The following is a 20,698-nucleotide window of genomic DNA, read 5'->3' as shown; positions in this document are numbered from 1 at the left end:
TTTACGAATGATTATGCTTCATAAATATTATGGCCTGCCAGTTGGTCCAAACCTTCTCTGTCACGAATCACAATATAGCCCCGTACTCGTTCCACCAATCCATCTGCGCTCATCTTGCGAATCACACGGTTGAGATGCCTGTAGCTGGTTCCGATCAAATTCGCCACATCTATGAGACTGGATGCACGCAATTCTTCATGAAAAGAAGAAGAATCCCCTTCCTCAAAAGAAACGGATAGCAGGTAACTGGCCAGTCTGACTTCCACAGGATACATTAAGTTAAAGCTGGAAAAGTCGGAATCCATGCAAAACTTCCGGGTAACAATATCCAGCAAAAATTGCAGCATTGGAGCATAGTCTCTGCCATATTTATTCATCCATTGCTGGTGAATACCGATTACATATATAGGGGACACAGCCTCCACCGTATTGATCACGTTGCTTCTGCGAATATATTCAACATCCCCAATAACCTCAATTGGTGTTTTGAAGCAGAGAACCAGTGTTTTGCCTTCCGTTGAACTGGTATAGATCTTGACCTTGCCCTGTACCAATATGTACAGATGTTCAATGGAATCCCCTTGTGAGCACAGTTTTTCCCCTTGTTCCAAACGATGCAGTGACAAATAAGGCCGCAGCGGCTCATGTAGTATGGTTTCTAGCTGATGCAATTGTAAAAAATGCTTCAGTTGCTCTTGATCCTGAATTTCTTTCATGTTTGAGCTCACCTTCGTTTTCTACGTTCTGGGTTCCTTCGAATGAAGTTCTATTTAGAGCTTCAAAATGATCACACCCGCGATCATCATGCCAATGCCTATAAATTGCGGCAGCTTCATTTTTTGCTTCACTACACCAAACCATCCGTTAATATCAACCAGAAAGGTTAGGCACAACTGGGCAATCAACAGCGCCGAGATCGTGAATGTAACTCCGATATGCTGAATAGCGGTCACTTCACTGAATATGATGATAGCTGCAAAAGCGCCACCCAAGAGATACATAGGCTTTACCTGCTTCATCTCCGCCACATTTCCATCTCGTGTGAACATCCAGATCAATGCCGCCAAAATAACACCCGTCAACTGAGTAACCGTAGCCGCCTGCCATGTACCGATATCCTGACTTATCCGTGTATTCGCCACCCCTTGCAGCGTAATACAAGCGCCTCCCAAAAAAGCAAATAAAATTCCTCTCATGAATCGTTATTCTCCCTATCTAAGTGACTTTTCTATTTATTAAAGTATAGGTTAGTCTCACCATAAAGGACATATGTCCTGAATCAACAAAAAAATCCCCTCTTCATAATAAGAGGAATAAGGGATGGGAACCTATACTGTATGATCTATTCCGATTCCACATAATCTATAATGGTTGCCCATTCCAACCATCCATACCTTTCCTTCCAGTCATTACGCTTCAATCCTGTACACTTGCGTTAATAACTAGACAGTATCCCATCCTAAAACTGCATGTTCCGGTACGATGAAGTGGAATGCAGCATTCAATAGAGGAGTTGACCCCCATATGGCTAAGCATGATACGCTGCATTCTGAGCCGGCATATAACCCTGTTTCCCAACAAAAGATATCTAAAAGAAAGCTATTCCAAAGGAAATCCGGGCGAACAAGCCGCGCTATTAGAATCATTATCCTGTTACTCATCCTGTGGCTGATTGCCATCATGATCTATCAGACCCATAAGCCACTGCCCCCCTTCGTTTCTTATGAAAGTCAGGAGTATTCGACCAACGAGGTGAACTTATGGACGGATTTGACCTATCCTTCCGGGGATGGAGGTACCGCACAGCATAAAGGGCAAATTTTGAACCGTATGCTTGGGATCGTTGACGAAGCCAAACAATTTATCGTCATCGACCTGTTTCTGTTCAACGATTACAAACATAAGGGCCAGCGCTTCCCCCAAGTCAGCGCACAGATGACCGAGCATCTTATTGCCAAAAAGAAGGCCAATCCTGATATGCCTATCTTTTTCATTACAGATGAAGTCAATACCAATTACAATTCATCCCCCAATCATTTGCTGGAGAATATGAAACGAGCGGGAATTCAGGTTGTGCAGACCGATGTGGACCCGCTGCGGGATTCCACGCCAAGCTATTCTGCGGTGTGGCGTACCTTTTTCCAATGGTTCGGACAGCAGGGCACAGGCTGGATTCCCAACCTGATGGCCAGTGACGGACCTGACGTTACGGCACGCTCTTATCTCAAGCTGTTAAATGTCAAGGCCAATCATCGAAAATTGGTTGCCAGCGAGCAAACAGCGCTCATTTCCACAGGGAATGTTCACGATGCGAGTGCATATCACTCCAATGTGGCGCTGGAGGTGAAGGGACCCATCATCGGGGACATTTTACAAACCGAGCAGGCGGTGCTGGACTTCTCCGGCGGAGGGCAGCTTCCTGCCTATACGCCACAAGCGGAAGCCTCTGCTCAATCGGGAAAAGACAGCTACCGGATCAAATATCTAACCGAAGGCAAGGTATACACATCGGTTCTGGATGCAATCGGGCAGACAAAGAAAGGCGATAGCATTCATATGGGCATGTTTTATTTGGCAGACCGTAAAGTGTTGAACAGCCTGCTGGATGCCTCTGCACGCGGTGTGAACATCCAATTGTTGCTGGACCCGAATCAAAACGCGTTTGGACAGGAAAAAATCGGCATTCCCAATCGTCCGGTCGCCAAAGAATTGTCCGATAAATCGGGCGAAAAAATCCAAATCCGCTGGTACAATACGACCCATGAGCAATATCATACCAAGCTGATTTATATTGCCAAGGGACAGGGAGATCACATCATTTTGGGCGGGTCTACGAATTTGACACCACGTAATTTGAACGACCTGAATCTGGAAAATGAATTGTGGGTGGCCGCTCCGGCGGACAGCAAGCTGACCCGACAGATTGCGGCCTATTTTGATACATTATGGAATAACCGGGGAGCTGAATACAGTCTGGATCTGGAGGCTTACGAGGACAGATCTACATTTTGGAAAGGTATACTATATCGTTTACAAGACATCTTGGGCTTTACCACATTTTAAAATTAGGAGGGCACTGTAGCGTGCTTACTTTATTCATCCAACCTACAGCAGCGGTGAAAGCAGCCGGGCGAGGGATTCCATCAAACGCTTGAACAGACGCTTTTTCATAAATTCCTCGCGGACGATCAGGCTGGCAGACTGCAAATCCCGCTCATAATCCGCCACCATCTGCTGTACACTACGAGTGCGGATCAACAAAGCGTTCACTTCAAAATTCAGGTGGAAGCTACGCATGTCCATATTAGCCGTTCCGATGGTCGCAACCTCCCCGTCAATAATGAGGAGCTTGGAGTGAAGGAAGCCTTTTTCATACTCATATACCTTGACCCCAACCTCCAGCAACGTTTGGAAGTACGAATGGGACGCGAGGAACGGCAGCCACTTGTCCGGTTTGGCAGGAAACAGAATCCGCACGTCCAAACCGGACAGAGCCGACATCCGCAGCGCGGTCAAAATATCTTCATCCGGGATAAAATAAGGAGTGGCAATCCATACCGATTTGCGGGCGGATGTGATCATGGAGAAGAACAGATTTTTGAGCACTCTCCGCTCATTATCCGGGCCGCTGGCAATAATCTGTACGCCTCCATCCGTAATTGGCTCGATTTTGGGGGACAGATATTCCTTATCTAGCACCGATTCACCCGTCATATGAAGCCAGTCCTGCAAAAATATAAGTTGCAGCGTCCGCACAGCCTCGCCCTTCACAATCATGTGCGTGTCACGCCAAAAGCCGTAGGCTTTGTTGCGGCTAAGGTACTCATCCCCTACATTCAGACCGCCGATTAATCCGATATTACCGTCAATAACCACAATTTTACGGTGATTACGGTAGTTTACCCGACTGGAGAAAAACAAGATCCGTGCGCCGCCGTATGCAACGACCTCTACTCCTGCATCTCTCATTTCCTTCAAAAATGACTTCGACAACTGAATACTGCCCACCGCATCGTACATAAACCGAACCTTAACACCCGCTTTGGCCTTTTCGATCAAAATTTTCTGAATGCTGGTGCCGATATCATCCGACCGAAAAATGTAGTATTCCATGTGGATATGATGCTCTGCCTTGCGCAGTTCCGCCAGCAATGTGGAGAAGGTCTCATCTCCGTTGTTCAAGATTTGGGTTTCGGCCGCAAAATAAATGGGGGATCGGGCCAGCCTGCGTGCCAAACGCATTAACTGCTGCTGCTCATCGGTAAAATAGGTCAAGTCCCGTTTGACGTGCATGGCATCCTTCTCAATACGCTCGTAAGCCTGCTGGTCACGCAATGCCTTTTTGTCATACTTGCGGCGTTTGAACACATTTTGCCCGAACAAAAAATAAAGAGGAAGTCCAACCACCGGCAGCAAGGCCAGCAGTAAAATCCAGGACATCGTGGTGGAAGGATTACGATTCTCCGAAAAAATAATCAGACTGATGGAAATGACCGTCAGCGTGGAGAAAATACTGATGACCGTTCCTTCATTTCTGCCAATGTAATTAAACAAACCAAAATAATAAATACCAAAAACCATAGCCGCAATTAACACAGCCAGTAAACTTCGCCTCATAATTTACCTCATTTCCAATGTACTGCATCCTCACCAAACAGCAAGAAACAGACACTGTATATATGAACTAGATGATTCATCGCTAAAAAATAGACATCTTCATTATATTGTACATGAGCACCTTATTTCTTCCCACTTTTTTGTTAAGGTTTTAAAGAAAAAAAGAATCCGGGGAAAAACCCGAAACAAAACTGGATAAAGCCAGGTTGACACCTACTTTTTTTCGTGCAAGAATAAACTAACGAACGTTAGGTAGGTGAGAATAATGGGGATGGAAGACATTCGAAAAGCCGCTCTTTTCCAATTTGCCGCCAATGGGTATGAGGGGGCATCCTTAAGCAATATTGCCGCTGAGGTTGGTATTCGAAAACCTTCTATATATGCGCATTTTCAAGGCAAGGAGGATCTGTTTCTACAGGTGGCGAGGTACGCTTTTCAAGAGCAGAATTTACGTATTTTTGAATACTTTTCGGAACGCAGAGACCAGTCGCTGGAGCATACGCTGCATGACTTCCTGTTTTGGATGGGACAGGAATATGAGAGCAACAACACAGCCAAGTTTATGCTTCGCTTTTCCTTCTTACCGCCTGTGTCCTTGTATACCGAGGTTCTGGATATTGTTAATCCTTTTCTGGAAAATATGGAGCGAAAATTAACTCGCATCCTGCGGAATGCACGAGATAGGGAACCCTTTGGACATATGGAGCCAGTGGATGTGGCTCTATCCTTCATAACACTGCTGGACGGAATCATGGTGGAACTGCTCTATAGTGGGAGCCTGAACTACCACCGAAGATTGAAAGCTGCATGGCCTATTTTTTGGCGCGGGATTACGTTAACCCCGCCTCATGAAGCGTGAAGGAACAAGAACGTAACGGGTGATTAATTTACAACTAATCTATATTTAAAGGGGAAACGCTCATCATGAATCGCAGCTGGATTTATGTTTTTATAGGTGGTCTTATTGAGGTCGTATGGGTCTCGGGTCTGAAGCACGCAGATTCCGCACTCGCCTGGATTGTAACCGTGCTGGCTATGATAGCCAGCTTTTATTTGATCATGAAAGCGGCCAGCCGTTTGCCTGTAGGCACGGTGTACGCTGTATTTACCGGACTTGGAACAGGTGGGACGGTTGTAGGTGAAATGCTGCTGTTCGGGGAACCCTTTCAATGGTCCAAAACGCTGTTAATCGCTCTTTTGCTGGCAGGTGTGGTCGGCCTGAAATTGGTTACTGACCGTGATGCTCAGGAAGGGAGTGGCGCATAATGGCTTGGATTGCATTGGTTATCGCGGGATGCTCGGAAGTTTTTGGAGTCATCGGTATGAAGGGAGTTACGATCGGCAAGGGCTGGAAGGCATTCATGCTCATGGTTCTATCTTTTGTCATTAGCTTCTCGTTGCTCAGCTACGCGATGAAGAGCTTGCCTATGGGAACTTCCTACGCGGTATGGACAGGCATCGGAACGGTCGGCAGCACGATTACGGGCATGTTCTTGTACGGTGAGCAAAAAAGCGTATTGCGTGTGTTGTTTATCGCTATGATTCTTGCCGCAGCCCTGGGTTTAAAGCTGATTTCTTAAAGGAGTGATGTCTTGTGATTACCACCGTAACACTTAACGCGGCTGTGGATAAAATCTACACGGTTGCAGGCTTCGGTCTGAATGCCGTCCACCGGATCGAGGGCGGCCTGACGGTGCCGGGCGGCAAAGGCGTCAATGCCGCCCGTGTCATTCGCACGCTGGGCGAGCCTGTGCGGGCGACCGGGTTTGCCGCCGGACACACTGGGCGGCTGCTCATCGACGGGTTGAGTTCGGAAGGCGTAAGCGCCGATTTCATCGAAACGGCGCACGGGGAAACCCGTCTCGCCATTACCGTGCTCGACCCGTCCACGCGCACGCAGACCGAGCTGATCGAAAGCGGCCCGACTATCGGACCGTCTGAGCTGGCCGCGCTGCGGCGCAAGATCACGACCCTTGCCGCGGACTCGGCTTGGGTCGTGTTCTCGGGCAGCCTGCCTCCGGGCTGCCCGCCGGATCTATACGCCGAGCTGTGCACGCTGGCGAAGGAGCGCGGCGCGCGAGTGGCGCTGGACGCCAGCGGCGAGGCCTTGCGCCTGGGGCTGCGCGGAAGGCCCGACCTCGTGAAGCCTAACGAGGACGAGGCCGCCCGCTTCGCCGGCATCGACGCCACGCGCCCAGATGCCGCTGAAGCGGCGGCAGCGCAGCTGCTTAAGGCCGGAGCGCAGCTGGCCGTCATCTCGCTCGGCGCGCGCGGGGCGCTGGCGGTGACGCGCGATGCGCGCTACCGCGTGAGCCTGCCGAACGCGGACATTGTCAGCGCGCTCGGCAGCGGTGACGCCATGGTCGCTGGGCTGGTCACCGGCGCGGCGGCGGGGCTGGAGCTCCCGGCCATGCTACGGCGGGGAGCGGCCTGCGGCACGGCGGCGGCTTTGCACGCCATGGCCGGAAAGATTGAGCTCCAGGACGTGCAACGTCTGGAGCAGGGCATTACAGTGACGCTGTTGTAATCGGCGTCACTTTTTTTTCATGCAATCCAAATATTTGTTTGTTCGAAGTTGCGAATGTTTGATGCTCGGAATGTCCTATTCTCCGACTGACTTACAGCAAAATCCTGTTTTCCAGTATATTTTTCATACAAATATGTGACTTCGAAGGGCCTAATTTCACCAGTGAATCCTGAAACTCTGCAATTTCCTCTACCGACGCGGTTTGTACCTTGATGAGATAATTAAATTCCCCGCTGATGCGAAATAAATCGGTGACCTCTTTCGCTTCTCTACAAAAATCGACCAGCTCCTGACAATACTCTGTCTTTAATAGAATAAACGTGGTCGTCCCACGATTCAGCTCCCGTAAATTAAATACGGTGCTATACCCGGAAATAATGCCTCGTTCCTCCAGCTTCGACATTCTTTCTTTAACGGAAGGTTGAGACATCGAGATTTCTTTACTGATCTGGGAAATAGATATCCGGGCGTCATGCTGAAGCAACTGCATAATTTTGTGGTCAATATCGTCTATGTGATGATGCATATCAAGCACCTCCTGTTTTAATTTTAAAAAATAATGTTTTTTGTACGAATTAACTTTTATTTAATAACTAATATAGGTTAAAATCCTCACTTCTCATATATATGAACCTTATTATTATCCATATAATAAGGTGAACTTATTTATAAGGGGAGATTTTGAATGAGCGTGAAGGGTCTTGCACATGTGGCGATTCAAGCCCAGGATTATCAAGCAACCATTGCATTCTATACTGAGGTATTGGGTTTTAAAAGAGGACATCATTGGAGTCTGCCGTCTTTTCAAATTCGGGAAGCTTCCATGCTCATTTCACCGGATCAAATAACCTGTCTTGAGATTTTTGATAACGACGCAGTCATTCCTGCTCAAGGAAAAAAAGCTTCCTCCGAGGATGAAATTGCCCACGGTGCTTTGCTGCACTTCGCATTTTATGTGGATGATGTAAACCAAATATACCAAAAAGCCCTTGCTCATGGAGCAAGAACCTTTGTAAAACCGGATCAGCTCATGCTTGGCGAACCCCCTCTGGTGGTAAAAAACGCTGTGATCTACAGCCCCAATGGCGAGGTTATCGAATTTATCGAGGATGTAAATTTTGATATGTCTTATTCCAACAAAAAATAGTCAGCATCGCTATAAGCTCATGATTTCAAATTTACTGAAAGGTCCGCTTCCCTAGGAAGTGGGCTTTTCATATTTCACTTAACCCTAATCTATGATCAATCCGGAAGAATTAAAACGATTTTAATAAAGGACCGATATATTGATAAGCTACTTTTTTCACCAACATGGATGGTCACGAAATTATATTTAATATTAAGCTATGCAAAGGAGTAGTTTACCATCTCAATTGATTTCAATGTGTATTGGTTTCATTTTAGCTCCGAGCTGCTGATGCCGTTCTTCTGCTTGCTTGGACTGGTACTCATCTATTTTGGATTCAGAACGATCCGCCGCCATCGCTATCGCAAACGCCATTGGGTTCGTACCAAGGGGCAAATCGTGGATGCGCATATCGAAGTCGACGTTGATGTCGTTCCCTTCGACCGTGATGATCCGGTAGATACCAGTTACACCCGCCGATTGAAAGTACGCTTCTACACCACTTCAGGTGAAGTCGTAGAATTCTGGAATCCTTATAGCACCAATCTGAGCTTCAACCGGATTGGCAGAAAGATTAACGTATTATACAATCCGGCAAATCCCCGGGATGCCCTAATCGCAGGCGGTGTAAATGGTGCAGGCTGCCTTGCCGTTATGCTGTTTCTGATCGGTGTTCCCTTCGCTTTAAGCGGGGTATTCGCTTTACTGAAGTTTTTCTTGTAACAAGGTTTGGATCATATGCTGTTCATAAAATTTATCGCCATATAAATAGCCAAACCTAAAATAATCAAGGCTGATATTTTATTAAGCACAGTGCCGAATCTTCCTTCTGAATCCATACGCCCTACGAGACGCCCGGCTGTCGCCAAACCAATAAACCATATCCACGACACAGACACGGCAGCCAGTCCGAAAGTCCAGCGTTCCCCGCCGTCATATTGGAGAGAGCTGGTTCCAATCACGCCGACGGTATCCAAAATGGCATGAGGGTTCAGTAAAGATACCGAAGCGGCAAAAATCATCTGCTGCTTCGGCAGCATAGGCTGGCTTCCCCCCGAGGAAGCTGCCTTCGACTTCCACAGGGTCCAGGCCATATAAAGCAGAAATAGACAGCCTGCTGCATAAAGCGCATTCGTAAGCCACAGAAAACGCTGCAAAATAAGGGAGACGCCCCCAACTGCGAGCCCAATCAGGACCGTGTCACAGACTCCCGCCGTAATAACGGCAGGCAATGCATTACGAAACCGGGACTGCGATGCCCCTTGATTGAACACAAATACATTTTGAACCCCCAAGGGCAGAATCAGCCCTACTGCCAATAAAACGGCATGGATAATAGCCTCTAGCATGAATATATTCCCCCAAATTCATTCCATCATATTCTCTCTGGTATTTTCTCTCTTAAATAGTTCTCGAACAAAGAGCTTGTACGTTCCTAATCCTCCTGTGTTTCCTTTAAGCTTTTCACGTTCTGCGTGTTCTGTTGTACGCTATGCTTCAACTGCTCTATAGCAAGCTGGTAATCCTGCGGATTATTCATGTTAAATGTGGCCTTATGCCATATGTCTTCACTCACCCCCGGCAAATCCTCTACCTTCGCATAACGAACGTTCAGCTTGTCTAACCAATCAGTGAGACGAAGTCGTCCACTGCGCAAACATTCCTCGGCAGACGGCAGCACACTCTGATGGTACACAGCCAGCAACGGGTGTATACGTCCGTCCACAGAAGAGATTACAGCTTGCAATGCTGGTTCTGTCGTCCCTTGCAACTCCGCCCACTTCTCAGTTACAGCGAGCAGGACATGCAGCACCTCTGGCTGTACAAAAGGCATATCACAAGCGATAACGATGCCCCACTCCGTTCCAGAAGCAGACAACCCTGCATGGATGCCGCTCAAAGGTCCCATGCCTGGGTATACATCAGGTACATTCTCCAAACCAATCGTCCCATACCCCTGCCCGTCACGAGTGACGACAATAACCCGCTCGGTCACCTGCTCTAAAGCGGCAGCCGTCCGTTCAAGCATAGTAGCTCCCTGAATCTCAAGCAGGGCCTTATCCTGTCCCATTCGACTGGAACGTCCTCCAGCGACAATAATACCAGTCACCTTCACGACCACATCCCCTTTTCTCAATGAAATAAGTTCATAAAATAACCCCTTGAACTATTGGACAAAATTTAATATTACATAATTGTTAATTTATTGGTTTGTTAACCCTTTCAACACATGATACATTGGATAGAGAACCTTCCCATAGATCGGCATCCTATGCTTTATTCTCTACCGGGCTAAGAAAGGAATGGCTTGTCTTGCAAAATAGAGAAATTCAAGAGACTCCTCTATACTCCTTAAAGCTATACAATTTTTTTCTGTATGGAGCCATGGTCATTTTCTCCAGCTTCTTCCCGTTGTATCTGCAAGAGATCGGCATGGACAAGCTTGAGATTGGGAGCCTGATGGCGATTGGGCCTTTTGTATCGGTATTCGCAAATCCCTTCTGGGGCTATACCAGTGACCGGAGTCGTAACCTTCGGCGTATTTTACTGTTTATGATTGCAGGTACATTACTGCTGTTGCAAGCTTTATTTCATGTCCATACGTATGTCATGATTTATGTGTCGATGATTGGCTTTTATTTCTTCCAAAGTCCTTTGTTTGCCCAAAGTAACAGTCTCATTCTCAGCTACATTGAGGGCACGGACCGAAAATTCGGCTCCTTCCGCATCTGGGGCTCCTTCGGCTGGGCTGTGACGGCGGCCATCGCCGGCCTGATCATTGACCAAACGGGAGTATCCAGCATATCCAACATCTTTACGGTGCTGCTTCTGGCTGCCCTGATCTGTACCCTGGCGATTCCACCGCTGAAAAGCACTGTTGAAACGGCAACCATTCATTTGCGTGGCTTTGGCAGCATTTTAATGAACGGATACTTTATATCTTTCATTTTGCTGGGGATCTTGGTATCCATTCCGAATTCGATCAACAGCGCCTTTATGTCCCTGTATATCACCGAACTGGGCGGGTCCAAGCTGATGCTGGGTTTCGCTGTCTTTATGTCATCGGTATTCGAAATCATTGTCTTTTTGCTGTTTGATCGCTTTTTGAAGAAAAAAATGACGGTTATGGTCGGCTGTCTGGCCCTCGTTAGTTTGCTGTTTGCTCTACGTTGGGAGCTAATGGCTTTGGCCACAGACCCGATTCAGATCGTGTTCATTCAGGCACTTCATTGCGTCACCTTCGGTGGTTATTTTTATGTAGGCACCCAGTTGACCGTCCTGTTCACACCGATAGCTTACCGCTCATCCGGGCAGGCCGTATATACGTTGACGTGGAGCGGGATATCTGGCATTGTAGCAGGCTTTGCAGGAGGCTGGCTGTTCCAAAATTTCGGTGGTGAAATGATGTACAACGCAGGCGTTTTCTTCGCCTTGCTCGGCTTTGCGGGATTCACCATCATGTGGTATATGCTGTACAAGAACGGTTATCAGCCCTTTCATGCCGACGACCACAAACGAGCAGAAGAAGCCCCTTAAAAACATCCGTGGGACGTGACACCCTTTTTTTCACTTGCTTGCCCGTTACGAACAGGGAGGGAATGTCTAAATATCGCCAATTATCATTATATATAGAGCCCGTGAGCGTAAAGTAAAGGAGTCTGCCGATGGCAGACTCCTTTTTTGACTTGGTCGCACGAGGCTACCATCCGTCCCACGCTGTCCAATAACTATTGCTTGGGCAATTGGAAAGAGCTTTTCAGTGATACTACACGGTTAAATACAGGCTCACCCGGCTTGGAAAGCTTCGGATCGACACTGAAATAACCATGACGGAAAAATTGGAACTTGTCCTGCGATCGTGCTTCCTTCATATTCGGTTCGACAAAACCGTGAGCAATTTCGAGAGAGTTCGGATTCAATTGGTCAAGGAAGGTTTTTTCCGTTCCATCCTCTTCAATTGCTTCCGGGTCCTCTGCATTAATCAAAGGCTCATACAGGCGGAATTCAGCAGGAACGGCCTGACTAGCCTCCACCCAATGGATTGTACCTTTCACTTTACGTCCGGTAAAGCCGGATCCGCTCTTGGTTTCTATATCATAGGTACAATGGATTTCCGTTACATAACCGTCGGCATCCTTAATGACATCGTTACATTTGATGAAATAAGCATGCTTGAGACGTACTTCATTGCCAGGGAACAGGCGGAAGTATTTGCTCGGCGGATTCTCCATGAAATCCTCACGCTCGATATAAATCTCACGCGAAAACGGAATTTGGCGTGTGCCCAGCTCCGGATTTTCCGTGTTGTTTTCCGCTTCCAGCATTTCAACCTGTCCTTCAGGATAGTTCGTAATGACCACCTTCAACGGATCAATGACCGCCATTGTACGAGGTGCCTGTAGCTTCAAGTCCTCACGTGCAAAATGCTCCAGCACTTGCAGGTCGATCACGCCGTAGGCTTTGGAAATGCCCGTCTCATATACAAAGCTGCGGATCGCTTCCGGCGTATAGCCACGGCGGCGCAAGCCGGAAATCGTCGGCATACGCGGATCATCCCAGCCGTCTACATGCTTCTCATCTACCAGAAGCTTGAGCTTGCGTTTGCTGGTTACGGTTTGAGCCAGGTTCAGCCGTCCAAATTCATATTGGTGCGGTACCTTTTCCATCTCGCATTCAGCTACAACCCAATCGTACAGCGGCCGCTGATCCTCAAACTCCAGCGAACAGAGCGAGTGCGTTACACCCTCGATGGCATCCTCCAGCGGATGAGCGTAGGAATACATCGGGTAAATGCACCATTTATCACCCGTGTTGTGATGCTCGGTATGCGAAATACGGTAAATTACCGGATCACGCAAATTAATGTTCGGCGAAGCCATATCAATTTTAGCACGCAGCACCTTTTCACCGTTCTGGTATTTTCCTGCACGCATTTCTTCAAACAGCTTGAAATTTTCCTCCACGCTGCGGTCGCGGTATGGACTGTTTTGCCCCGGTTCGGTCAGTGTGCCACGAGTTTCGCGGATTTGGTCCGCGCTTTGATCGTCCACGTAGGCTTTACCCTTCTGGATCAGCAAAACGGCGCGCTTGTACATTTCGTCAAAATAGTTGGAGGCAAAATGTTTCTCCTCCCATTCGTAACCCAGCCACTTCACGTCCTCCTGAATGGAGTTTACGTATTCCGTGTCTTCCTTCGCCGGATTCGTATCGTCAAAACGCAGGTTAGTGCGTCCTCCGAATTCATCTCCCAACGAAAAATTGATCCAGATGGCTTTGGCATGTCCAATGTGTAAATATCCGTTCGGCTCCGGTGGAAAGCGTGTAACAACTTCCTTTACCTTACCAGTACGTAAGTCCTCTTCAATGACACTCTTAATAAAATTGGGGGGAGTGATCGGCTTCTCCACGCTAATCAACCTTTCTTCCGTGTAATCTGTACAAAATCTGTTCCCTTAAATATACCCTTTCACACCGCATAACTCAATAAAATGAAAAACCTTATGCCCTCTTCATTCAAAAAAGTAACAAGTTATGAAAAAGAGTTAACATTTCTGACAAATAAATTCGTTATAGTGTATATATCTTTTATTTTACCCGGAAAAGGAGAACCCGCCTGTGTTTAAGCTACTCATCGTGATCCTGCTGTCCATGCTGTTGTCCTCCTCCGGTATGATTTCCGGTCATCCTTCACTGGACCCGGTGCCTGAACCCATACAATCTCGTCCGTTAGCCGTCGCTCCTGAAGACTCATCCGTCAAATTGTATGTTATGGAGCCTTCCCAGGGACTATTCCGTACAGCTACGCTGGAAATCGGCCAGCAGCGACGTGCATTCGCATGGTCAGGCTCGGCAGATATCGCCACCGCACCGCAGTTGTACTATACGGATGTAAACGGCGATGGTGTTCGCGAAGCGGTGGTCATACTGACCCTCGCCTCAGGCACAGGTGTCGAATTGCAGGAGCTTCATATCGTCAACGCACAGACCATGGACGAATATCCGGTTGAATCGGCGGCAGATGCTGTGTCCCGGCGCGTCCACAGCAGTGTAGAGCTGCGTGACCACAACCAACAGGTGCATATTGCAGCCACGATTGATGGCATCACACACACGCTCGACCCAAAAGCATCTGCGTTTTACGATGATCCAGCCCATTTTACAGACCACCTCGATTTCAGCTCTGTCGTCATTTATGATGCCGAACAACGTCCTCTGCACGCCACCGTATCCGGCAGCGTATCCCCAACTGAATTTGTAGGGGATTTGGAGCTGAAGTATGTATATGAGCATGGACGGTTCCGGGTGGGACCTATTGAGTTTGCAGCTTCCTCTCCGTTTTGACGACTCTCTCAGAATAAGGTAGCATGGGATTAAATGCTAGACTGGCTGGTTTAGCGATTTTCCGAGTGAAAGAGGGGATCAATCATGTTTACATACGCGTTGGACGAACGCACAGTCCTTCGTCCGCTCACCAAAGAGCATGTGCAGCCTCTGTTTGAGCTGATCGAAATGTCCCGTGACCGCCTGCGTCAGTGGCTTCCATGGGTGGATTCCACCACGGAAATCAGCCACACAGAGCAGTTCGTGCAGAGCGCCTTGAAGCAAGCCGCAGAGAACGGGAGCGTGACCGCAGGAATCTGGCTGGATAATGAGTTGGCTGGCATCATCAGCTACCATGAAATCAATTGGACTCACCGTTCGGTCAGTATTGGATACTGGCTTGGACACGGTTACGAAGGACAAGGTCTCATGACCAGCGCATGCCGCGTATTCATCGAATATGCGCTGATAGAGCTGGACCTGCACCGGATCGAAATCCGTTGCGCCACCACCAACCGCCGTAGCCGGGGTATCCCGGAACGTCTGGGCTTCGTGCTCGAAGGCATTATCCGCGAAGCGGAACTGCTGCCCGACGGCTATATGAACCATGCTGTGTACGGCATGCTCCAGAGCGAGTGGAAACAGCTTCGGTAACCTTGCACCATAAAACAGCGCCGCAATCCATTTAGGGTCTGCGGCGCTGTTCCTTATGAACGGCTTATAGAAGGCTTATAAGAAGCTGGTTGCGCTGTAGAATCCATGTCTATTTCAAGAAAGAGGCCATTAACACATCGTCCACGAATTGGCCCGCTATGTAAAACTCCTCATGCAAACGTCCTTCAATCGAGAATCCGCATTTTTCATAAAACATAAGGGCCTCCGTGTTGCACGAGAGTACCCGCAAGCTTAATTTGCGAATGCCCTCAGCGGCTGCAATATCCTTCATGGCACTCATAAGCGCTGTCCCAATACCTTTGCGGTGATAGGCTGGGTGCACGGCTATATTTATTTCCAAAACATGACAATTACTTGCCAACAGCGTTGGAGAACGAAATCCGATATAACCGCAGAGCACTCCCTGTTCGATAGCGACCAGTTGAGAGCCCGGAGGCGTATTGCGCAAAAACTCCCCACGCGACTTCCATGACAGCGAGGCGGGGGCCGTTCGTTCATTCCATACCAATTCATCCAGCGCAATCAGATCAGGAGCATCCTTCATCTCCGAATGACGTATCGTCAGGGGTTGACTTGTAAGCAATTTCTTTCAATCCTTCCTGTGAAGGCGTTCCTGAAGTATAGGCAGCAACCATTCGTCATTTATTGTACCATAATCACAGGCTTGTCACAGTCTTTATTAGGACTTAAGAACTGGAAACGTCTGCCTTGGATGTAGTAGTCTCAAAAGCATCCTCTTCACAGCGGGAACGGTTCAATCCGCTATGCAAAATAAAGAACAGGATGGACAAAACCGCCACGCCCGCTGCCAGCCAAAGTGTGGGTGGAAGACCTCCGCCATCATATAGTCTCCCCATAATATAAGGCCCCATCACCCGTCCGGCAGCGCCAATCCCCCCGACTAACCCGATGTAAAAGGGTGCTCCCCGACCTCCGTGGTCGGACAAAAATGCCGGAACCGCTGGTGCGATCAGCATCTCTCCCAAGGTTGCCAAAACCATGGCGAATATCATCCCCGTATAGTTCTGTGTGCCTAGCATGACGATATAGGCTACCAAATAAAATCCTCCGGCCCACGTCATTTGAGCCGAAGCATGCCGGGCATAAAGACGCTTGAGCCAGAAAATAATCGGCTGTGCAACAAAAATAAGCACACCGTTCAGTGTCCATAACAGCCCGTACATCGTTTTAGGCAAGCCCTGCTCAATAATATACGGGGACACTCCCGTATTCCAGATCGAATTACCGAACCATAAAAAGAGCGAGCCCAATCCGACGAAGAGATACAGCCTGGTATCACGGAATAGCAGCCGAGCTGGTATTTCCTCTGTTCTTTTCTTCACGGACTTGCTGAGCTGAACTTCCCCCTCTTCCCGATCTACCCTGCTCAGATAGGACCAGAAAAATCCGGCAAATACCGCAGAGGTAATCCCGTTCATGACAAAGCTGAGCTGATAGGAGAGATCGGCCAGAACGCCGCTCAGTCCCGTTCCCAACGCTACCCCTATATTATTGGCAACATAGATAATGTTGAACAGCTCTCCACGGCGGTCAGCAAAGCGAAAACCTACAAATGCCTGAATCGCGGGCACAGATACGACATTAAAAAAGCCGATAAAGCCCATCATAATAACAAACGCAATCCAGTGACCGCTGGTAAACGGAAGCGTGAGAAGTCCCAACGCGTTCATTGCCAGCGAGCCGACAATCAGTTTTTTGGCCCCAATGCGGTGATAAAGGGCTCCTCCTAACACCTGACCAAAAATCCCGCCCAGAGACTGCACCAAAATCGCAATCCCCGCATCTCCCATACTGCGGTGCAGCTCGTCAAACACATACATGCTAACCAACGGCCACATTAGAGAGCTTCCGGCGGAATTAATCAGGCTGGCGACGAGAAACACTTTCACTTCTTTCGGATAAGAATCCAACCATTTCATATATTTTGTTTCTCCTTTAGCATCTGACACCATAACAATACATTACTTCATTGGCGCTTCACATTCACCACCGTTGAAAAGAAAGTAGCTCCCCGGCCCATATCCGATAGCCGATCAGAGGTCAACACATTAGCACGCTGTCTGCGTCCTTTACCTTCCCACCATAATCCTTGGCTAATCACTGTACCGGGCAGCATCAGATCCGTGACTTTGGCTTTCAGCTCATACGTTCCCCGGTCGTTCCATACCGTAACCGGATCACCGTCCGCGATGTCTCTTGCCTGAGCATCCTCCGGGTGAATTTGCAGCAAAGGCTCCCGTTCCAGCCGCTGATGCTTGGGTAAATTTGCAAACGTTGAATTCAGAAAATTATGATTCGGCGGCGAAATAAACATCAGCGGAAACCGCTCGTCCGCTTGCGGTCGATGCTCTCCGTCGTATCCTTCAATCAGTGGCACATACGAAGGCATCGCGGGCAGACCCGCTTGCTTCATCTTTTCTGAATACAGCTCAATCTTGCCCGAAGGCGTAGTCAGACGATCCAGATAGGTAGCCTTCGGCGTCATGTCCAGTTTGACAAAAGGTGACTTTTTTAAGGCTTCCAAAGTCACACCGTTGAGATAAGGATTAGTCGGGTTATCAAGTGCACCCGCGATCATGTCCTCTTCACTTTCCGTGAAAGCAGCCTCGTCAAAGCCCATAGCCTGTCCGAGCAGGCTAAACAGCTCATAGTTGCTTTTGCTTTCCCCAATTGGAGCAATGACCGGCTCCTGCATCTGGATATAATGATGCCAATACGATTTATACAGGTCTGTTCCTTCAAAAGAAGACGCCGCAGGCAGCACAATATCCGCATAGCGGGCCGTATCGGTGAGGAACAGGTCGTGAACGACCGTGAACAGATCCTCCCGTTCAAACCCCTGCGTCACCCGATCGGCATCCGGTGCTACGACAACCGGATTGCTGCAGTACACGAACAGCGCCTTGATCGGCTCGTCCTTCTGTAGCAGCGCTTCACCGATTTGGTTCATGTTGATCACCCGGGCATCCGGGTTCTTACGCAGATCAGGACGTGCCAGATTGGCGCCGTTGAACTTGCCGTAAGCGCCGTTGGAACGCGATGCTCCCCCGCCGTGCTTCAGCCATTGCCCGGTGAGCGCAGGCAAGCATGTAACCGCGCGTACATTCATACCGCCATTATCGTGATGCTGAAGTCCGTTGCCAATATTGATATACGCCGCTCGAGCCTGCCCGTACATCTCCGCCAGGCGGATAATATCTGCTTCCGGCACGCCTGTAATACGTGAGACCCGCTGTGGAGTATATGTCTTCACATGCTCGCGCAGTTCCTCATGACCGACCGTATAGCGACGCAAAAATTCATCGTCCGTCAGCCCTTGCTGGAACAGTACGTGCATGACACCCAGCGCGAGCGCAGTATCTGTTCCCGGGTATAGCGGAATGAACCAATCCGCCCATTGCGCTGTCCGGTTGCGGTGAACATCAATGACAATTACCTTGGCACCTTTTTTACGTGCCTTCTCAGCCAATACCACTTGATGCATATTGGTGCTGATGACATTTCCTCCCCATACAATAATGAGGTCAGCATCCTCTGTATCCTCCGGACTGGTGCCGCCCTTAAAACCCATGACGGATGCCCAGCCTTCATTCCCAGCCACGCTGCAAATCGTCTGGTCCAGTTGGCTTGAACCCAGCGCATTAAAAAAACGGCGATCCATCCCATCCACACTTAACACGCCCATATTGCCATAAAAGCTGTAGGGGAGAATGGATTCCGGGCCGTCCGTGCGAATCAGTTCCTTGAAGCGGCCTGTAATGGTATCGACTGCCTCCTCCCAGCTAATTCGTTCGAACTTCCCTTGCCCCTTGGAACCTACACGCTTTAACGGATAGAGCAGCCGTTCGGGGTCATACACTCGCTCCGTCATATTGCGAACTTTGTTGCAAATGGCCCCTTTTGTAATGGGATGATCCGGATTACCGGTCACCTTGACGATCTTTCCATCTTCCTTGTGGAGCAGGAGCCCGCACGTATCCGGGCAATCCAGCGGACATACAGCCGGAAAAACACCGTCCGTACGCTCCGTCGTTCGCTGCCCCCTTTGCAAGTCTTGCTGAAGCACAGCCTCAGGAGGCGCGCTGTTGCGATGATCCATGGTGTTGATGCTCCTTTCCGTTACGGTTTCCAAAAATTACACTGTTCTTATCATATATACAGCTATGTCCTATGGCAAGAGAAGGATTTTGCCAACCCAAATCCGTCCAAAAGATCAAAAAAATCCGCTTGCTGCTCACAGCAAAACGGATTTCTAATATTCTATATTATATTTTGATCATACCTGTTTCATTATTGAATGCCAAGGGTAAAAGAGAGCAAGGCATTATGGACGAGAGCACACTCATCCTCCATGCCAAATTATGGACCACTCCCAAAAAAATCCGCCATGACAGGTTTCGTTCCCCCGGACCTGCCATGGCGGATTTGCTTTGTTCCCATTTTCTAAGCCCAGCTTAATCAGGCATGGTCACTCAACGGAGTTGTTGCAGTAGACGAGGGTGCCTGAGATGAATCATTCACAGGATGCACAGCGGTATGAGGCTTTTTCAAATACGCCAACCAGTAAGCCCCGGCTACAAACAGGCTTCCTCCCACCAAATTCCCCAGCCAAACTGGAATGAAGTTCATGATATAATCTGCCCATGAAAAATGACCTGCGAAAATAGCCGCCGGAATCAGAAACATGTTGGCAACAACGTGCTGGAATCCGATAGCTACAAAGGCCATTGTCGGGAACCAGATCCCTATAATTTTGCCGCCGATCGAATCCGTACTATACGCCAACCATACAGCCAGCGCTACCAGCCAGTTACATCCAATACCGGATATAAACGATTGCAAAAAGCTTTCATGCAGCTTGTGTCCCGCCATATCCACCACTTTGTCCAAATAAGGTCCTGTCTCGGTTAGACCCAGCACATGACCAAAGAAAAAGGCAACAAACAACGCACCCGCAAAATTACTTAGCGTAATAATCGCCAAATTACGGAACATCGCCCCAGTCTTGATCCGTCCTGCCCATCTCGCCAGTGGCACAGCCATCATATTACCAGTCAGCAATTCTCCGCCGCCGATCAATACCAATACCAGACCTACAGGGAAAACGGCTGCTCCAATAAAGGTAGCGATACTTCCCCATTCTTTGGGTGCGCTTGCGATAACACGTATATCCAGCAAAAAACCCAGCGCAATAAATGCACCTGCCAAAAATCCCAATACCACCGCCACAGTCCATGGATTGTTCGCTTTGGCCACTCCTGTTTCTACCGTCTTTTCGGCTATTTGCCCCGGTTTATAACTTGCCATATATTTCGCTCCTTTAACATCTTTTCACTCGAATGTTCTCTCTCATATTTTATTTAAAATCAGTGATTTTGTTTGTGAAAAAAATCACTTTATTAAATATTAAA

21 protein-coding genes are annotated in these 20,698 nt (G+C 48.5%); 10 read left to right on the top strand and 11 right to left on the bottom strand.

What is annotated here, in order from left to right:
* Positions 1-11 precede the first annotated feature (11 nt).
* Complete coding sequence (locus ACQ4MX_RS17635; protein WP_431086337.1) at positions 12-716, bottom strand: Crp/Fnr family transcriptional regulator; 705 nt, start codon at positions 714-716, stop codon at positions 12-14.
* Between the two features lie 54 nt (positions 717-770).
* The gene (locus tag ACQ4MX_RS17630; protein ID WP_044646203.1) at positions 771-1,196 is read right to left on the bottom strand and encodes a DMT family transporter; all 426 of its coding nucleotides are present in this window, start codon (positions 1,194-1,196) and stop codon (positions 771-773) included.
* Between the two features lie 328 nt (positions 1,197-1,524).
* On the opposite strand from ACQ4MX_RS17630, the gene ACQ4MX_RS17625 reads away from it, so the two are divergent.
* Positions 1,525-3,063, top strand: a complete 1,539-nt coding sequence (locus ACQ4MX_RS17625; protein WP_431086336.1) for a phospholipase D family protein — start codon at positions 1,525-1,527, stop codon at positions 3,061-3,063.
* Positions 3,064-3,105: 42 nt separating this feature from the next.
* Here ACQ4MX_RS17625 and cls read toward each other — a convergent pair whose 3' ends face one another.
* Positions 3,106-4,617, bottom strand: coding sequence for a cardiolipin synthase (gene cls / locus ACQ4MX_RS17620; RefSeq protein ID WP_431086334.1), 1,512 nt, complete (start codon positions 4,615-4,617; stop codon positions 3,106-3,108).
* Between the two features lie 265 nt (positions 4,618-4,882).
* Here cls and ACQ4MX_RS17615 point away from each other — a divergent pair, with 265 nt between their 5' ends.
* The 4 genes from ACQ4MX_RS17615 (at position 4,883) to ACQ4MX_RS17600 (ending at position 7,144) form a co-directional block, all read left to right on the top strand.
* Positions 4,883-5,476: a TetR/AcrR family transcriptional regulator gene (locus tag ACQ4MX_RS17615; protein ID WP_431086333.1), complete on the top strand. Its 594-nt coding sequence runs from the start codon at positions 4,883-4,885 to the stop codon at positions 5,474-5,476.
* Between the two features lie 65 nt (positions 5,477-5,541).
* Positions 5,542-5,883: a DMT family transporter gene (locus tag ACQ4MX_RS17610; protein ID WP_014278502.1), complete on the top strand. Its 342-nt coding sequence runs from the start codon at positions 5,542-5,544 to the stop codon at positions 5,881-5,883.
* A complete protein-coding gene (locus tag ACQ4MX_RS17605; RefSeq protein ID WP_137060600.1) occupies positions 5,883-6,197 on the top strand; it encodes a DMT family transporter in 315 nt (104 codons plus the stop codon). Before ACQ4MX_RS17610 ends, ACQ4MX_RS17605 begins: the two co-directional genes overlap by 1 nt.
* A 14-nt stretch (positions 6,198-6,211) precedes the next feature.
* Positions 6,212-7,144, top strand: coding sequence for a 1-phosphofructokinase family hexose kinase (locus ACQ4MX_RS17600; RefSeq protein ID WP_431086331.1), 933 nt, complete (start codon positions 6,212-6,214; stop codon positions 7,142-7,144).
* Positions 7,145-7,235: 91 nt separating this feature from the next.
* Here ACQ4MX_RS17600 and ACQ4MX_RS17595 read toward each other — a convergent pair whose 3' ends face one another.
* Positions 7,236-7,670 (bottom strand): Lrp/AsnC family transcriptional regulator, encoded by a 435-nt coding sequence (locus ACQ4MX_RS17595; RefSeq protein ID WP_431086330.1) that lies wholly within the window; start codon positions 7,668-7,670, stop codon positions 7,236-7,238.
* 159 nt (positions 7,671-7,829) lie between these two features.
* Between ACQ4MX_RS17595 and ACQ4MX_RS17590 the strand changes: the two genes are divergently transcribed.
* Both ACQ4MX_RS17590 and ACQ4MX_RS17585 read left to right on the top strand, forming a co-directional pair.
* Positions 7,830-8,291 carry a VOC family protein gene (locus tag ACQ4MX_RS17590; RefSeq protein ID WP_431086328.1) on the top strand — a complete coding sequence of 154 codons (462 nt, stop codon included), beginning with the start codon at positions 7,830-7,832 and terminating at the stop codon, positions 8,289-8,291.
* 237 nt (positions 8,292-8,528) lie between these two features.
* Positions 8,529-8,993, top strand: coding sequence for a DUF3592 domain-containing protein (locus ACQ4MX_RS17585; RefSeq protein ID WP_431086326.1), 465 nt, complete (start codon positions 8,529-8,531; stop codon positions 8,991-8,993).
* A gap of 11 nt (positions 8,994-9,004) precedes the next feature.
* On the opposite strand, the gene ACQ4MX_RS17580 is transcribed toward ACQ4MX_RS17585, so the two are convergent.
* Positions 9,005-9,619: a LysE/ArgO family amino acid transporter gene (locus tag ACQ4MX_RS17580; protein ID WP_431086325.1), complete on the bottom strand. Its 615-nt coding sequence runs from the start codon at positions 9,617-9,619 to the stop codon at positions 9,005-9,007.
* An 86-nt stretch (positions 9,620-9,705) separates the two neighbouring features.
* Positions 9,706-10,386, bottom strand: coding sequence for a molybdenum cofactor guanylyltransferase (gene mobA / locus ACQ4MX_RS17575; RefSeq protein WP_431086324.1), 681 nt, complete (start codon positions 10,384-10,386; stop codon positions 9,706-9,708).
* Positions 10,387-10,583: 197 nt separating this feature from the next.
* Here mobA and ACQ4MX_RS17570 point away from each other — a divergent pair, with 197 nt between their 5' ends.
* Positions 10,584-11,807, top strand: a complete 1,224-nt coding sequence (locus tag ACQ4MX_RS17570) for an MFS transporter (protein WP_431086322.1) — start codon at positions 10,584-10,586, stop codon at positions 11,805-11,807.
* Positions 11,808-11,998: 191 nt separating this feature from the next.
* Here ACQ4MX_RS17570 and ACQ4MX_RS17565 read toward each other — a convergent pair whose 3' ends face one another.
* Complete coding sequence (locus ACQ4MX_RS17565; protein WP_431086320.1) at positions 11,999-13,678, bottom strand: glutamine--tRNA ligase/YqeY domain fusion protein; 1,680 nt, start codon at positions 13,676-13,678, stop codon at positions 11,999-12,001.
* A 208-nt stretch (positions 13,679-13,886) separates the two neighbouring features.
* Here ACQ4MX_RS17565 and ACQ4MX_RS17560 point away from each other — a divergent pair, with 208 nt between their 5' ends.
* Entirely contained in the window at positions 13,887-14,612 is a 726-nt protein-coding gene (locus ACQ4MX_RS17560) for a copper amine oxidase (RefSeq protein WP_431086319.1), read from the top strand.
* A gap of 84 nt (positions 14,613-14,696) precedes the next feature.
* On the top strand, positions 14,697-15,245 hold the full coding sequence (locus ACQ4MX_RS17555) for a GNAT family N-acetyltransferase (protein WP_134912137.1): 549 nt from the start codon (positions 14,697-14,699) through the stop codon (positions 15,243-15,245).
* Between the two features lie 109 nt (positions 15,246-15,354).
* Here the strand turns inward: ACQ4MX_RS17555 and ACQ4MX_RS17550 are convergent, their stop codons facing one another.
* The 4 genes from ACQ4MX_RS17550 to ACQ4MX_RS17535 all read right to left on the bottom strand — a co-directional run bounded on the left by ACQ4MX_RS17550 (position 15,355) and on the right by ACQ4MX_RS17535 (position 20,594).
* Positions 15,355-15,849: a GNAT family N-acetyltransferase gene (locus ACQ4MX_RS17550; protein WP_134912136.1), complete on the bottom strand. Its 495-nt coding sequence runs from the start codon at positions 15,847-15,849 to the stop codon at positions 15,355-15,357.
* Between the two features lie 103 nt (positions 15,850-15,952).
* The gene (locus ACQ4MX_RS17545; protein WP_431086318.1) at positions 15,953-17,206 is read right to left on the bottom strand and encodes an MFS transporter; all 1,254 of its coding nucleotides are present in this window, start codon (positions 17,204-17,206) and stop codon (positions 15,953-15,955) included.
* 47 nt (positions 17,207-17,253) lie between these two features.
* Positions 17,254-19,386 (bottom strand): molybdopterin-containing oxidoreductase family protein, encoded by a 2,133-nt coding sequence (locus ACQ4MX_RS17540; protein WP_431086317.1) that lies wholly within the window; start codon positions 19,384-19,386, stop codon positions 17,254-17,256.
* 359 nt (positions 19,387-19,745) lie between these two features.
* Entirely contained in the window at positions 19,746-20,594 is an 849-nt protein-coding gene (locus ACQ4MX_RS17535; protein ID WP_192511951.1) for a formate/nitrite transporter family protein, read from the bottom strand.
* Between the last annotated feature and the right edge of the window lie 104 nt (positions 20,595-20,698).

Source organism: Paenibacillus sp. 8b26 (assembly GCF_050626875.1).
Taxonomy (GTDB): domain Bacteria; phylum Bacillota; class Bacilli; order Paenibacillales; family Paenibacillaceae; genus Paenibacillus.
This window is presented reverse-complemented; position numbering and strand designations above follow the sequence as displayed.

Bases quoted from the DNA above. Each gene is read 5' to 3' on its own strand.
- ACQ4MX_RS17635 (WP_431086337.1), bottom strand. From the start codon at position 716: ATGAAAGAAATTCAGGATCAAGAGCAACTGAAGCATTTTTTACAATTG.
- ACQ4MX_RS17630 (WP_044646203.1), bottom strand. From the start codon at position 1,196: ATGAGAGGAATTTTATTTGCTTTTTTGGGAGGCGCTTGTATTACGCTG.
- ACQ4MX_RS17625 (WP_431086336.1), top strand. From the start codon at position 1,525: ATGGCTAAGCATGATACGCTGCATTCTGAGCCGGCATATAACCCTGTT.
- cls (WP_431086334.1), bottom strand. From the start codon at position 4,617: ATGAGGCGAAGTTTACTGGCTGTGTTAATTGCGGCTATGGTTTTTGGT.
- ACQ4MX_RS17615 (WP_431086333.1), top strand. From the start codon at position 4,883: ATGGGGATGGAAGACATTCGAAAAGCCGCTCTTTTCCAATTTGCCGCC.
- ACQ4MX_RS17610 (WP_014278502.1), top strand. From the start codon at position 5,542: ATGAATCGCAGCTGGATTTATGTTTTTATAGGTGGTCTTATTGAGGTC.
- ACQ4MX_RS17605 (WP_137060600.1), top strand. From the start codon at position 5,883: ATGGCTTGGATTGCATTGGTTATCGCGGGATGCTCGGAAGTTTTTGGA.
- ACQ4MX_RS17595 (WP_431086330.1), bottom strand. From the start codon at position 7,670: ATGCATCATCACATAGACGATATTGACCACAAAATTATGCAGTTGCTT.
- ACQ4MX_RS17590 (WP_431086328.1), top strand. From the start codon at position 7,830: ATGAGCGTGAAGGGTCTTGCACATGTGGCGATTCAAGCCCAGGATTAT.
- ACQ4MX_RS17580 (WP_431086325.1), bottom strand. From the start codon at position 9,619: ATGCTAGAGGCTATTATCCATGCCGTTTTATTGGCAGTAGGGCTGATT.
- ACQ4MX_RS17555 (WP_134912137.1), top strand. From the start codon at position 14,697: ATGTTTACATACGCGTTGGACGAACGCACAGTCCTTCGTCCGCTCACC.
- ACQ4MX_RS17545 (WP_431086318.1), bottom strand. From the start codon at position 17,206: ATGAAATGGTTGGATTCTTATCCGAAAGAAGTGAAAGTGTTTCTCGTC.
- ACQ4MX_RS17540 (WP_431086317.1), bottom strand. From the start codon at position 19,386: ATGGATCATCGCAACAGCGCGCCTCCTGAGGCTGTGCTTCAGCAAGAC.
- ACQ4MX_RS17535 (WP_192511951.1), bottom strand. From the start codon at position 20,594: ATGGCAAGTTATAAACCGGGGCAAATAGCCGAAAAGACGGTAGAAACA.